Here is a 12,780-nt window from a genome sequence, read left to right as displayed (position 1 = left end):
CAGTACCGCCCCCAGACATGACAAAACCCCCGGAGGGAGCAACCTCCGAGGGCTTGCCAAGCAGCTACAGGCGGTCCGTCTTCACATCCCGCAGGAACACACCCCACGCCTCAGCCGAGAACCCGAGGTGTCCAAGCTCCCGGTTCTGCGTATCCCGTACCGCCACACCGAGGCCGGTGGTATCGGCGACCTCAACGCAGTTGCTCTCACCCTTCGAGTAAGAAGACTTGCGCCAGGTCTCTTCGTAGATCACTTCATCTCTCCTTTGATCCTCTCCAGCAGCTCACCCGATGCGTAGGCAGGTAGCGCCACGCCGAGTAGGTCAGCGAACAGGTTGACGTGTTCCTCGATGTGCTCGGGGTTCTCGACCGGACCACCTGTGTTGCGGGTCTCCTGCCAGAGGATTTCACCGACTTCCGGAACAGAGATGAGGCGGAACGCTCCGTCCATCCCCGGATGCATCGGCGTCTCCAGCGGTACCACCAGTACTTCTATACGTTCATTGTCCGCCATGGTCAGTAGGTGTTCGATCTGTGCAGCCATGACACGCCTGCTGCCTGTAGGTCGCCGAAAGACGGTTTCGTCTACTACCGCTAGGTAGCGCGGGGCCAAGTCCCCCCGGAGGACTTCTTGCCGGTCCATCCGAGCCCGCACCAGAGCGCCGACCTCCCGCGCGGTCGCCGACTTGTTGCCAGCACGAACGGCCATCGTGGCGTACTCCTCTGTCTGCAAGAGGCCGGGGACGACGAGAGGGTGATAGTCGCGGATTCGTGTAGCGCGAGCCTCAAGCTCCGATACCTCACGAACCCAAGCAGGAGCCTGGTAGCCGTCGTACTGACTCTCCCACAGCGCCACCAGCCGGCCACCACTGGTAAGCACCTGATCGATACGTTCCGCCGCGTCCCTTTTCGCCGCCGTCCGGCCACGCTCGATGTCGCTCACCGCCGATTGGGACATCGGCACTTTGTCCGCGAGCTGCTGTTGCGAATACCCAGCCTGTAGGCGTAGCCGTCGCACTTCAGCGCCGACCTTACGAGCAGCTTCATCGGGAGTTACCGCCATGCACCAATGATTACCAGAGACTTACCGCATTCCACCAGAGCCCATATGAGATATACGCAGTTCGAGGTGATTACTGGCTACCGCATGGCAGACGATGCGATGGTGAATCCACCGCAAACAAAGACTCCCGCGACGGCGGCCACCGTCCGGGAGCGTGGCCAACGCTGCTGAGGAGCGCTGACATGCAGAACCCTACCCGGCCGCAATGGTGTGCCCGTCTGAGGAGAAGCGCCCGCGTTCGCCCCTACATCCGGAACCTGGTGCAGGGAGGCGCGGCATGACCGTCTATCTCACGACGTTTCCCGGCACGGTGGAGAGCGTGGCCGCTGCCCGCCGGTTCATGGCCGCAGCACTGCGCATCGCTCCCGGGGCGAGCGTCCCCGAGACGGTGATCGGTGACGCCGAGCTGATCATCTCCGAAGTAGCGACGAACGCAGTCCAGCACACCCGCAGCGGCGACCCCGGCCAGACCTACAAGGTCCGCATCGCGGTCAACGCCCGGGGCGTGTCGGTGGATGTTCGCACCAAGCCCCCGCGCCTGTTGCTGGACCAGCCCCACGCCAAGGACCCCGACGTCTTCGCGGAGAGTGGGCGCGGACTGCACCTGGTCGCCTGCTTCGCCACCGAATGGGGACCGCTCCCGTTCGAAGACGGCGTGTTCTTCACCCTCCAATGGCACCCCGCCCAGGCCGCCGCCCCCCACATCCCCGAACCGGTCAGCGGGTGAGCCTGACCATGTACAACCTCACCCCAGCGCGCGAGCTACACCACGCCCGCAACAAGTTCTTCCACTACGAACCGTGCGAGTTCCACGACCCCGCCGGAATCCCCGAATTCATCGCGGTACTCAAGGAGAAGCACTGGCACACCGGCTTCGCCGTCCTGGTGTGTGCGAGCAGCCTGCCCGACCTGTGCGCAGCACTGCGCGCGCAAGGACGCCCACCCCTACCCCGCCGCACCAAGCCCAGCAGCCCGCCGCCTGAGGCCGCCTGAGCCCCCCCGGAGGCAGCTCGGTTGCCTCCGAGAGAGGGGCTGGACAACCCAGCGCCGCCGGGCGCAATGTCTCGGCGGGGAAGAGCCAGCCTCACACCTCCTATGAGAGCGCGAGCGCCCCGCCGAGACCCCACACCGCATCAGAGAGGAACGTGGGTGAGGGACACCAACGATGAGGTCCCGCGCTACTCAGACACTCCCGGACGACTCGCCCGGCACTACAACAACGGATGGACCATCAGCGATCTCATGTGGGCAACCGGTCTCACCTACCCGCAGATACGCGCCAAGCTCGACGCCGCCGGTGTCCGCCTGCGCAGCCCGACCCAGGCCGTGAACATCTATGCCCAACGCCAAGCACTCTTTGACGAGCAGGAGCCCTCATGAGCGAAGTGGCGACCACCACCGCGGCCAAATTGGCCGTACCTTCCCAGCCGGCCACCGTGACCGCCTACTTTGGGCAGATGTTCAACGATCGGCCCCCGCTGAAGATCGGCTCCCGCACCTCCCCCATGGCCATGTCGCAGGCCCGGCAGGTGCAGGCGATGCTTGCTGAGGTCACCCCCGACACCCCGACCGAGATCGTTGGCATCGAGACCTCCGGTGACAAGTGGATGGGCGACCTTGCGCAGTTGGGCGGCAAAGGCGCGTTCCTCAAGGAGATCGACCGGCATTTGATCATGGGCGGTATCGACATCGCCGTGCACTGCATGAAAGACGTCCCCGGCGACGTGCCCATGCCCGAGGGCACCCTGTGGGCCGCCTACCTCGCTCGCGAAGACGTGCACGACGTGGCGGTGTTTCGCGAAGGCTCCCAATACGTGTCGCTGGAAGACGTACCGCCCGGAACCCCCATCGGCACCAGCGCGGTCCGCCGCAAGGCCCAACTGTTGAAGTACCGCCCCGACCTACACGTCGACCGCATCCGCGGCAACGTCAACAGCCGCCTGGCCCGCCTGGACACCGAAAAGCAGTTCGAGGCGCTTGTATTGGCGCGCTCGGGCCTGCGCCGCATCGGCATGGAGCACCGTGCCACCGAGGTCTTGCCGTTGGAGATCATGTGCCCACCGGTGGGAGCCGGAGTCATCGGGCTGCAATGCCGCACCGGTGACAGCGCGATCGCCGAACTCCTGCGGCTGCTGGACCACCCCGAGACCCGCACCCACATCACCGCCGAACGCACCATGCTCAGCGGATTGCAAGGCCACTGCAACAGCCCCATTGCCGGACACGCCACCACCACACCCGACGGGCAACTCTCCCTGCACGGGATGGTGTTCACCCGCGAAGGCGGGAAGTTCGCCTACGCCCACGAATGGGACGCACCGGAACGCCCCGCCGAACTCGGCGCCTTCGTCTCCGCCACCCTGCTCAGGAAAGGCGCGCGCGGCATCATCGACGGCATCCCTCACTGACCACGACCACAGGCAGAGCCGAACGCTCAGCGTGTGAGAACTTTCCCTACAGGATCAAGACGCCCGCCCGCGCTTCGCGCGGGCGGGCGCTGCCGTTGCCCGGAGGGACGGCCGTAGGTCGGCACGCGCTTACGGCCCTTGCGCGCTGCGCCGGCCGCGCCGCCGGACGAACTATCGGCCAGTCGATACGAACCAAGGTGATCGAGGAGCGCGTATGCGTGTGGGTCACCGACCGCCACGCCAACCCGCTACAGGCCCAAGCGGACGAAGCCCGAGCCAACGCCGCAATTGAGCGAGCATGGAAGCAGCTCGGCCCGCTGGTCCCCGGCCCCGAGGACCCGGGGAACCGTCCCCAGTGACGGGCCGGGCGTCCGGATCCGTCCACCCTCCCACCGCACCGCAGGCCCGCACCACCATCCACGGAATCCGGAGCGCCGGACCGCCCCGGGCCATTCCCGTTCTTCCAGGGCAGCCCTACTTTTGGCCCGCGTATGGCCCGGGAAGGTTGACCTACCGTGTCATACGGTGCCCCATCCTGGCACGCCCCCGCGCCAGCACACCCCCACCGAACCAGTGTCAGCCCAGGTCAGCGGCACCTCTCTCGAAAAGCAGGAAGCGCCGACGGCGGCCCCGGCGGGTCGGCGGAGGGTGCGGCGTCTCCCGGTCACCTCTCCAGGCTTGCGAGCCGCTGCAGGTAGGCGTCGCGCGACGGCAGGAGGTGGATTCGGCACGTTTCGGCCAGCAGGTCGGAGTCCTGCTCCTGCAGCGCCCGGATCATCGTCCAGTGCTCGCGCTGGCTGCGGTGCAGGAAGTCCGGATAGGTCACGGTGACGGATCGGATGGCATGGGCCATCTGGGCGTACCTGCGGATGGCCTCCACCAGCACGGCGTTGTCGGACAGGGCGAACAGGGTCTGGTGGAAGGCCGTGTTGGCCCTGACGGCGGCGCGTGGATCGTTCTCCTCGACCGCCGAGTCGTGCCGGGCCTGGGTGGCGACCAGCTCGTCGATCCGCGCCTGCCCGACCGGGAACTCGATGAGTCGCGCGCAGTTGACCTCGATCAACTCGCGGAAGGTGTAGAGGTCCTCCACCTCCTTGGCGGTGTAGGCCTTGACGAACGCTCCGGCGTTGGGCTTCCGCTCCACGAGCCCTCGGTTCTCCAGCACCTGCAGCGCGCGGCGTACGACGTGCCGCTTCGCGGAGAACCTGCTCATGAGCTCGTCCTCGACGAGGCGCTCCCTCGGGTAGCGCAGCCCGACGACGATCTCCTCCTCCAAGAGGTCGGCCAGGTCGGCCCTGCTCTCGGGGTGGTCGATACCTGCGAGGTGTGCGCCTGGCAAGGAACGGTACCTCCATCGGCCTGCGGGGCCGTCCGAACATCGTCTGACCTCCTACCGTACTTGCGCCGGATCCCCGAGTGTGGTTCGCTCTGCGGTGTTCATCACACAAATTATCAATAATGAGGTCGATGATAATGGCGGATGAGGGGGCACCCCTGGCGGGCATGAGGGGGAACCTGACGAACTACGGTGACGCGGAGTTCGCGCTCTTTTTGAGGAAGGCCTTCATCAAGGGGGCGGGCTACACCGACGACGCCCTGGAGCGCACCGTCGTCGGCATCGTGAACACGGGCAGCGGCTTCAATCCCTGCCACGGCAACATGCCGCAGCTGATCGAAGCGGTGAAGCGCGGGATCATGCTGGCGGGTGGGCTCCCGGTGGAGTTCCCGACGATCTCCCTGCACGAGAGCTTCTCGTACCCCACCAGCATGTTTCTGCGGAACCTCATGTCGATGGACACCGAGGAGATGATCCGCGCCCTGCCGGTGGACGCCGTCGTGCTCATCGGTGGATGCGACAAGACGGTGCCGGCTCAGCTCATGGGCGCGGCGTCTGCGGGAAAGCCGGCCATCCAGCTCGTCACCGGGTCGATGCTGACCGGCGCGCACCGGGGACGCCGGGTCGGCGCATGCACCGACTGCCGGGCGTTCTGGGGGAGCTACCGGGGCGGTGAGATCGACGGCGCCGAGATCTCCGAGGCCAATGGGAACCTGGTGGGCAGCGTCGGAACGTGCTCCGTGGCCGGTACGGCCAGCACGATGGCCTGCCTCGCCGAGGCCGCCGGAATCGCCCTGCCCGGCAGTGCGACGCCGCCCGCCGTCACGGCCGACCGGATGCGGACGGCCGAACTCACCGGGCGGCGCGCGATGGAGATGGCCGAGGAGGGGCTGACGGTCGACAGGATCCTCACCGAGGAGGCCTTCGAGAATGCGCTACGGGTGCTGCTGGCGGTCGGCGGATCGACGAACGCCATCGTCCACCTGGCCGCGATCGCCGGCCGCCTGGGGATCGCTGTGGACCTGGACCGCTTCGACGAGATGAGCAGGCAGACACCGGTACTGGTGGACCTGAAGCCGGTCGGCGACCACTACATGGAGGACCTGCACAAGGCCGGAGGGGTGCCAAGGCTGCTGCACGAACTGCGGGACCTGCTCAACCTCGACGCGCTGACCGTCACGGGGCGGACGCTGGGGCAGGAGCTCGACCTCGCGCAGCCCCCGTTCCCGCAGAGCGTCATCCGGCCGCGCACCGAACCGGTTCACCCCGTCGGCGGCATCGCCGTACTGCGCGGGAACCTCGCGCCCAACGGGGCCATCATCAAGCAGGCCGCGGCCTCGCAGGACCTGCTGGAGCACCGTGGCCGGGCGGTCGTCTTCGAGGACTCGGCGGACCTCGCCACGCGAATCGACGACGAGGACCTGGACGTCGCGCCTGATGACGTGCTGGTCCTCAAGAACATCGGACCGGTGGGCGCACCGGGCATGCCCGAGGCGGGATACATCCCCCTCCCGAAGAAGCTCGCCCGCCAAGGGGTCAAGGACATGGTCCGCGTCTCCGACGGCCGGATGTCCGGCACGGCGGCGGGCACGATCGTTCTGCACGTTTCACCGGAGGCCGCAGTGGGCGGCGCGCTGAGGTACGTCCGGACCGGTGACGTGGTCCGGCTCAGCGTCAGCGAACGGGCACTCGAACTCGAGGTGCCGGACGAGGAGCTCCGCCGACGCGCCGAAGCGGCTCCGGCCGTTGCGGGGGAGACCTCCGGGCGCGGCTACCGCAAGCTCTACGTCGAGCAGGTCACCCAGGCGGAGGAGGGCTGCGACTTCCGGTTCCTGCAGGCCGAGTCGGAACGCGGTTCGGTTCCCCGTCCCCAATGGGACCGCCGCCCCGCCGTCCACGGCGAACAGCAGCGGGGGTGACATGGAAAGCATGGCGTGGACGCTGACCGCCACCGTGCTGGCGGTACTGCTCCTCCTCCTACTCGTGATCAGGTTCAAGTTCCAGGCCTTCATCGCCCTTCTCCTGGTCAGCGTCGTTTTCGGACTCGCCACGGGGACGAACCCCGTCGACCTGGTCGACCTCATCGTCGAGGAGATGGGGGGCACGCTTGGTGAGGTCGCACTGGTGATCGGCCTCGGAGCGGTGTTCGGCGAGGTCCTCCAACGAGCGGGCGCGGCCGAACGCCTCGCTTCGACCCTCGTCGAACGGTTCTCCGAGCGCAACGTCGCATGGGGCCTGGGGTTTGCGGGGTTTCTCGTGTCGATCGCGGTCTACATCGACGTCGCGATCGTGATCCTGGTGCCGATGCTCTACGGGATCGCGCGGCGCACGGGGAGATCCCTCCTGTTCTACGGGATTCCGCTGTGCGCGGGCCTGAGCGTCACGCACACGTTCATCCCGCCGACCCCCGGACCGATCGCAACGGCGGGGATCATGGGAGCCGACCTCGGGCTCGTGATCGTGTTCGGCGCGGTCTGCGGCCTCCCTGCGATGCTCGTCGCCGGCCCCGTCTTCGGCAGGTTCATCTCGAAGCGGATCTTCGTGTCCGTCCCGGCCGGTATCGAGGCGACCACCGCGGTCCCCTCCGGAGGGGGAGGAGCCGGCGGGGACGCGATCGCACCGTCCCCTCCCGACCGGCCCGAAGGCGGACCCGACCCCACGCCGTCGCCGACCTCGGCTCCGCTGCCGAGCTTCGCCTCCGTGTTGGGAGCCCTCGTCCTGCCGCTGGTCCTGATTCTCGGCGGCACCACCGGGGAGGCGCTCCTACCGGAGGGCGGCGGCGTGCGGACCGCCTTGGTCTTCATCGGCCAGCCCGTCATCGCACTTATGGTGACCTGCCTGTACACCCTCTGGTTCTTCGGCGTCAGGCGCGGATCCTCCCGCCAGGAGCTCCAGGCGATGGCCACCCGCGCCCTGGGGCCGGCCGGTGTGATCATCCTGATCACCGGGGCGGGGGGCGTCTTCGGGGGGCTCCTGGTCGGCTCCGGACTCGGGGAGGTGCTGGCGACCGCGATGGAGCAGACGAGCATGCCGATCGTGGTGTTCGGCTTCCTCGCCTCGTCGGTGATCCGGATATCGCAGGGCTCCGGTACGGTCGCGATGATCACGGGCGCGACCCTGACGGCGCCTCTCGCCGACACCCTCGGGGCCGGTCCTCCGCTGCTGGCACTGGCCTGTGTCGCCATCGCCTGCGGCGGAACGGCGTTCTCGCACGTGAACGACTCGGGGTTCTGGATGGCGAACCGCTACTTCGGTATGTCCGTCGCGGACACGCTGAGGTCGTGGACGGTGATGAAGAGCATCGTCGGACTCACCGGGTTCTCGATCGCCCTCGTCCTGAGCCTCTTCGTCTCCTAGGAGTCTGAGGTCCGACGTGTATTCCGGTGGAGGGAGCGCGCTCAGGACTCATCGGGCGGGATCGGGACAGTGGCAAGGCCGCCTGTGGACTGCGTCAGCAGCCGCGGTGGCGCGGCTTCGGCCAGTAGGCGACTCCCAGGGCCGTGCGGGATGTCGTGGGGTCCTCCAGGGCCGCCGGGACCGCGTCGGCCAGGTCGGCGCGTGCTTCCAGCACGCCTTCCCGGCCGGCTTCACCGAGCGGCCGCCCATCACCGACACCGGGGCACCGGCCCCCGTTGCGCTGGTGCGGACGTTGATGGGACCGCTCATCACCGACGAGACCGGCCCCGGGGCCCGCCGAAGAGCCCTGAACCGAAGAGGCCCGAGCCGTCCCGAACCGAAGGGCCCCGCATCGAGGAGCCCGGTGTCCGCGGGGCCGGCCCCGCTGCGACGCGCGTGGGCCCCGGCGCGCCGAGCGCGCGCCGGGGCCCACGTCGCCGTCGGCCTGTTCGCCGCCGACCTACTTCCGGAAGTGCATGATCCCCCAGGCCAGGTCGCCGGCCTCGCCGCCCTTGACCCAGTTGCGCAGTCCGGTCCGCATCCGGTCCAGGTAATCGGTGCTGATGTGCGCGGCCAGTTCGTCGTTGCGGCGCATGGTCTCGGCCAGCACCCGACCGTAGTGGGTCGACAGGTGCGGGGTGAGGTCGTCGAAGCCGACCGGGCGCAGCCCGAGCCGCTGGGCCTGGGTGGTGTAGAACTCCGGCGTGCCCATGGTGTCCAGGTGCAGCCGGTCCAGGATGGGCAGCAGGGACTCGCGCGACGCGCCGTCGGCGGCCATCGGGTCGGTGAAGATGAAGTGCCCGTCGCGCCGCAGCACCCGGGCCACCTCCTCCAGCACCCGCGTCCGGTCCCCGCTGTGCAGCAGCGCGTCCTGGGACCACACCACGTCGTAGGCGTTGTCCTGCGCGGGGATCTCCTCGAACGACCCGTCCACGACGTCGATCAGGTGCGCGAGGCCGGCCCGCTCGGTCATCTCGCGGTTGCGGGCGTTCTCCACCTCGCTGAGGTTGAGGCAGGTGACGTGGCAGCCGTAGGTGCGGGCGAGGTAGCGGGCCGAGCCGCCGTACCCGGAGCCGAGGTCGACCACCCGGGTCTCCGGCCCCAGGTCGAGCGCCCCGGCCATGCGCTCCACCGTGCGCCGGCTGGCCGTGGCGATCTCCTCGTCGGGCCGCTCGTAGACCCCCACGTGGATGTCGCTTCCACCCCAGGTCAGGTAGTAGAAGTTGTCCGCGTCGGTGGAGTTGTAGTAGTCGCGGGCGGTGCGCACAGCCGACGAGTAGCCCTCGGTCGGGTCGCCCTCCCGCTCGTAGGCCTTCTCGGCGATGTGGATGTAGAAGTCCGGCTCGCCGCCCCGGTAGGTCTCCTGGAAGTCGCCGAAGGTCTCGATCCGCTGGAACCCGACCTCGCGCATCAGCCTGCGCATGTAGTTCTTGCGCAGCGGGAACATGTTGAGGTGGTAGGTCGACTCGTCGGGGAAGCGGTAGACGAAGCGCGCCAGCCCCTCGTCGATGTGCTCCGGTTCCGCCGAGACCTCCTCGCCGCAGTAGTAGTAGGTGTGCTTGTTGGCGTAGGCGCCGTCCAGCAGCGCGTCGTAGTTGCGCTGGTCGATGATCAGCACTCCGTCGTGCTTGAGCATGGCGTAGAACTCCGCCAGCGCCTTGCGCCGGTCCCGCTCGGAGAACAGGTGGGTGAAGGAGTTGCCAAGGCAGATGATGGCGTCGTAGCTGCCGTGCACGTCACGGTTGAGCCACCGCCAGTCGGCGTGGACGACGCGCAGGATGTGGCCGCCGAAGGACATGCCGTTGGCGAACGCCTTCGCCAGCATCTCCGGGCTGCCGTCGACGCTGACGGTCTCGAAGCCCTCTTCGATCAGCCGCACCGAGTGGAAACCGGTGCCGGTGGCGACGTCGAGCACCTCTCGGACGCCGCGCGCCTTGAGCTGGTCGATGAAGAAGGTGCCCTCGCTGGCGTAGCGGCGCTTCCAGTCGATGAGCTCGTCCCACTTCTCGACGAACCCCGTGACGTATTCGTCGGTGTAGTGGTCGGTATCGCGAATGGCCAGCGGGTCGTCACCGAAGAACTGCTGATCCTGGGTTGTGATGGTACGACTCCTCTGCACTCGGAATCCCGCCGGCACAGCCGAAAGGCACACGAAAGCACCGACGAGAAAAAGCACGTACTCTTCCAGTTAAAACCACAGATGGCGACAAATTTCAACACCTGATTCGATACCGTCTAGATAACCGCAGGTCAAGGCGTTGCACTCGACACTCATTGCCGCACACCCCGCACGGCCGGCGGCGGGGCCGACAGAATTTTCGCACGGGCGGCCGCAATCGGAGCGGACACCGTCGTTCCGCGAGACGCAACGCATTGCGCATCGCGCGAATGGCGGACGAATAACGCCGTGGAAACGCATCTGGAATATCGCCGCAATTCACGGTGCGGAACGGGGGGCGCGCGTTTTCCGGCGCCCCTGGCCCGATGGGCGCCGCGCGCTCGCCGCCGGCGGCCGCCGCGCCCTGCCGCATAATACGGACCATGGTCATCACCGGACGCGGATCGCACGAGATCGCCGACAGCGTCGAGCGGGCGGTCGTGGCCGGGGAGCTCGACCCCGGGTCGGTGCTGCCGCCGATCCGGGAGCTCGCCGGTGAACTGGGGGTCAATCCCAACACCGTCGCCTCGGCCTACCGGCTGCTGCGCGACCGGGGACTGGTCGAGACCGGCGGCCGCCGCGGGACGCGGGTGCGGGCCCAGTCGGCGGACGCGCCCCGGGAGCTCGATCCCGGAGCGGTGCCGCCGGGTGCGCGCGACGTCGCCGGCGGCAACCCCGACGTCCGGCTGCTGCCCGATCTCGGCGGCGCGCTGGCGACCGTCGCGGCCCGGCGCGCGGGCCGGCACCCCCTCTACGGCGCCCCGCCGGTCGTCCCGGAGCTGCTGGAGGCCGCGCGCGCCCTCTTCACCGCCGACGGCGTGCCGGCCGACGCCGTGACGGCGACCTCCGGCGCGCTCGACGGGATCGACCGGCTGCTGCGCTCCGGTCTGCGGCCCGGTGACGCCGTCGCCGTCGAGGACCCCGGGTGGCACAGCGAGCTCGACCTGCTGGCCTCGCTCGGCTTTAGGCGGGTGCCGGTGCGCGTCGACGACGAGGGGCCGCTGCCCGACGACCTGGCCGAGGCGCTGCGCGGGGGCGTGCGCGCGCTGGTCATGACGAGCAGGGCGCAGAACCCCACGGGCGCGGCGCTGTCGGGCGGGCGCGCCGAGGAGCTGCGCTCGCTGCTCGCCGGGCACCCGCGGGTGCTCACCGTCGAGGACGACCACGGGTTCGGCTTCGTCGAACTGCCCTTCCACCGCGTCGCCGGCGCCACCGGGCGCTGGGCGGTCGTCCGGTCCGCGGCCAAGGGCTACGGCCCCGACCTTCGCCTGGCCGTGCTCACCGGTGACGCCGTGACCGTCGACCGGGTGCGCGCCCAGCAGCGCCTGGGCCCCGGGTGGGTGAGCCACGTGCTGCAGGAGGCGTTCGTCGAGCTGTGGCGCCGCGGCGGCGTGGACCCCGGCGCGGTCGGCCGGTCCTACGCCGAGCGCCGCACCGCGCTGATCGCCGAGCTCTCCCTACGGGGGATCGATGCGCGGGGCCGTTCGGGCGTCAACGTGTGGGTTCCGGTCGCGGACGAGGCGACCGCGATCGCCCAGTTGCTGGCCCGCGGGTGGGCCGCCGCCCCGGGAAGCGGATTCCGGACACGCACTCCCCCGGGCATTCGAGTGACCGTTTCCGGGCTCGACCTCGCCGACATGCCGGGTCTGGCCGCCGACATCACCGCCTCCGCCCGCCCGACCGGCCCGCACGTCTGACCCCTCCATGACCACCCGCACGTGATCCGTCCACGGCTGACCACACGGTTGCCACCTGCGGTTATGCCCTTCGACACGGGGTATGGGGGGTTACGACCACGTTCGACGCCGTATCGGGGGTAACGGCATGAGCGGATATGGGGAGTGGCGGCGGATCAACGTCGCCAAGCTGTGGTCCGGAGGACTGGCCACGGCGGTGGTCGCGGGACTGATCGTCCTGGTCGGCGCGCTCGTCATGCGGGGCGTCATGGGCGTGGCGGCGCCGGCGCCCGAGGAGGCCGGGAGTTTCGGGGCCGCCGGAATCGGTCTCTCCGCGGTGGCCGCGGCGATCGCGGCGCTGGCCGCCACCGGGCTGCTGCACCTGCTGCTGCTGAGCGCACCGCGGCCGCTGACCTTCTTCGGCTGGATCATCGGCCTGGCGGTCGCCGTCGCGACGTTCAGCCCGTTCATCCAGGACGCCGCGGTGCCGAGCCAGGTGGCGACGGCGGCGATCAACCTGGTCACCGGCGCCGCGATCGCCATGCTGCTCGCGAGCGTCGGCGCCGGCGCGCTGCCGCGGCACCTGGAGCGGCCCAGGCGCGAGGACGGCTCCCTGCCGGGCACCGGCTACTCCGCCGGGCACTACGACGCGCTGCACGCCTACCCGCGCCGGGACTACGACGGCCGGCACCGCGGCCGCGACCCCGAGGAGGGGACGCACCCCTACCTCGACTGACATCTGAC

General features: G+C 69.0%; 12 protein-coding genes. 8 read left to right on the top strand and 4 right to left on the bottom strand.

What is annotated here, in order from left to right:
* Positions 1-64 precede the first annotated feature (64 nt).
* Both HDA32_RS02060 and HDA32_RS02055 read right to left on the bottom strand, forming a co-directional pair.
* Positions 65-253 (bottom strand): DUF397 domain-containing protein, encoded by a 189-nt coding sequence (locus tag HDA32_RS02060; RefSeq protein ID WP_179641550.1) that lies wholly within the window; start codon positions 251-253, stop codon positions 65-67.
* Positions 250-1,062, bottom strand: coding sequence for a helix-turn-helix domain-containing protein (locus HDA32_RS02055; protein WP_179641549.1), 813 nt, complete (start codon positions 1,060-1,062; stop codon positions 250-252). Before HDA32_RS02055 ends, HDA32_RS02060 begins: the two co-directional genes overlap by 4 nt.
* Before the next feature lie 277 nt (positions 1,063-1,339).
* On the opposite strand from HDA32_RS02055, the gene HDA32_RS02050 reads away from it, so the two are divergent.
* The 4 genes from HDA32_RS02050 to hemC all read left to right on the top strand — a co-directional run bounded on the left by HDA32_RS02050 (position 1,340) and on the right by hemC (position 3,470).
* Positions 1,340-1,789 carry an ATP-binding protein gene (locus HDA32_RS02050; RefSeq protein WP_179641548.1) on the top strand — a complete coding sequence of 150 codons (450 nt, stop codon included), beginning with the start codon at positions 1,340-1,342 and terminating at the stop codon, positions 1,787-1,789.
* Entirely contained in the window at positions 1,786-2,055 is a 270-nt protein-coding gene (locus HDA32_RS02045; RefSeq protein ID WP_179641547.1) for a hypothetical protein, read from the top strand. The genes HDA32_RS02050 and HDA32_RS02045 overlap by 4 nt, the downstream gene beginning before the upstream one ends.
* A 156-nt stretch (positions 2,056-2,211) precedes the next feature.
* Positions 2,212-2,442: a hypothetical protein gene (locus HDA32_RS02040; RefSeq protein ID WP_179641546.1), complete on the top strand. Its 231-nt coding sequence runs from the start codon at positions 2,212-2,214 to the stop codon at positions 2,440-2,442.
* Positions 2,439-3,470 carry a hydroxymethylbilane synthase gene (gene hemC, locus HDA32_RS02035; RefSeq protein WP_218882294.1) on the top strand — a complete coding sequence of 344 codons (1,032 nt, stop codon included), beginning with the start codon at positions 2,439-2,441 and terminating at the stop codon, positions 3,468-3,470. The genes HDA32_RS02040 and hemC overlap by 4 nt, the downstream gene beginning before the upstream one ends.
* 664 nt (positions 3,471-4,134) lie before the next feature.
* Here the strand turns inward: hemC and HDA32_RS02030 are convergent.
* The gene (locus HDA32_RS02030) at positions 4,135-4,809 is read right to left on the bottom strand and encodes a GntR family transcriptional regulator (protein WP_246334202.1); all 675 of its coding nucleotides are present in this window, start codon (positions 4,807-4,809) and stop codon (positions 4,135-4,137) included.
* A gap of 164 nt (positions 4,810-4,973) precedes the next feature.
* Here HDA32_RS02030 and HDA32_RS02025 point away from each other — a divergent pair, with 164 nt between their 5' ends.
* Both HDA32_RS02025 and HDA32_RS02020 read left to right on the top strand, forming a co-directional pair.
* Complete coding sequence (locus HDA32_RS02025; RefSeq protein ID WP_246334200.1) at positions 4,974-6,725, top strand: IlvD/Edd family dehydratase; 1,752 nt, start codon at positions 4,974-4,976, stop codon at positions 6,723-6,725.
* A 10-nt stretch (positions 6,726-6,735) separates the two neighbouring features.
* A complete protein-coding gene (locus HDA32_RS02020) occupies positions 6,736-8,163 on the top strand; it encodes a GntP family permease (protein WP_246334198.1) in 1,428 nt (475 codons plus the stop codon).
* Positions 8,164-8,662: 499 nt separating this feature from the next.
* Here the strand turns inward: HDA32_RS02020 and HDA32_RS02015 are convergent, their stop codons facing one another.
* Entirely contained in the window at positions 8,663-10,321 is a 1,659-nt protein-coding gene (locus HDA32_RS02015; RefSeq protein WP_312863003.1) for a glycine/sarcosine N-methyltransferase, read from the bottom strand.
* Between the two features lie 422 nt (positions 10,322-10,743).
* Here HDA32_RS02015 and HDA32_RS02010 point away from each other — a divergent pair, with 422 nt between their 5' ends.
* Both HDA32_RS02010 and HDA32_RS02005 read left to right on the top strand, forming a co-directional pair.
* Positions 10,744-12,057, top strand: a complete 1,314-nt coding sequence (locus HDA32_RS02010; RefSeq protein WP_179641542.1) for an aminotransferase class I/II-fold pyridoxal phosphate-dependent enzyme — start codon at positions 10,744-10,746, stop codon at positions 12,055-12,057.
* A 127-nt stretch (positions 12,058-12,184) separates the two neighbouring features.
* A complete protein-coding gene (locus HDA32_RS02005) occupies positions 12,185-12,772 on the top strand; it encodes a DUF6069 family protein (protein ID WP_179641541.1) in 588 nt (195 codons plus the stop codon).
* The last annotated feature ends 8 nt before the right edge of the window (positions 12,773-12,780 follow it).

Origin of the sequence: Spinactinospora alkalitolerans (assembly GCF_013408795.1) — a bacterium.
Classification (GTDB): Bacteria; Actinomycetota; Actinomycetes; order Streptosporangiales; family Streptosporangiaceae; genus Spinactinospora; species Spinactinospora alkalitolerans.
This window is presented reverse-complemented; position numbering and strand designations above follow the sequence as displayed.

Coding starts and splice junctions, on each gene's coding strand:
- HDA32_RS02025 (WP_246334200.1), top strand. CDS start 4,974: ATGAGGGGGAACCTGACGAACTACGGTGACGCGGAGTTCGCGCTCTTT.
- hemC (WP_218882294.1), top strand. CDS start 2,439: ATGAGCGAAGTGGCGACCACCACCGCGGCCAAATTGGCCGTACCTTCC.
- HDA32_RS02005 (WP_179641541.1), top strand. CDS start 12,185: ATGAGCGGATATGGGGAGTGGCGGCGGATCAACGTCGCCAAGCTGTGG.
- HDA32_RS02020 (WP_246334198.1), top strand. CDS start 6,736: ATGGCGTGGACGCTGACCGCCACCGTGCTGGCGGTACTGCTCCTCCTC.
- HDA32_RS02055 (WP_179641549.1), bottom strand. CDS start 1,062: ATGGCGGTAACTCCCGATGAAGCTGCTCGTAAGGTCGGCGCTGAAGTG.
- HDA32_RS02010 (WP_179641542.1), top strand. CDS start 10,744: ATGGTCATCACCGGACGCGGATCGCACGAGATCGCCGACAGCGTCGAG.
- HDA32_RS02050 (WP_179641548.1), top strand. CDS start 1,340: ATGACCGTCTATCTCACGACGTTTCCCGGCACGGTGGAGAGCGTGGCC.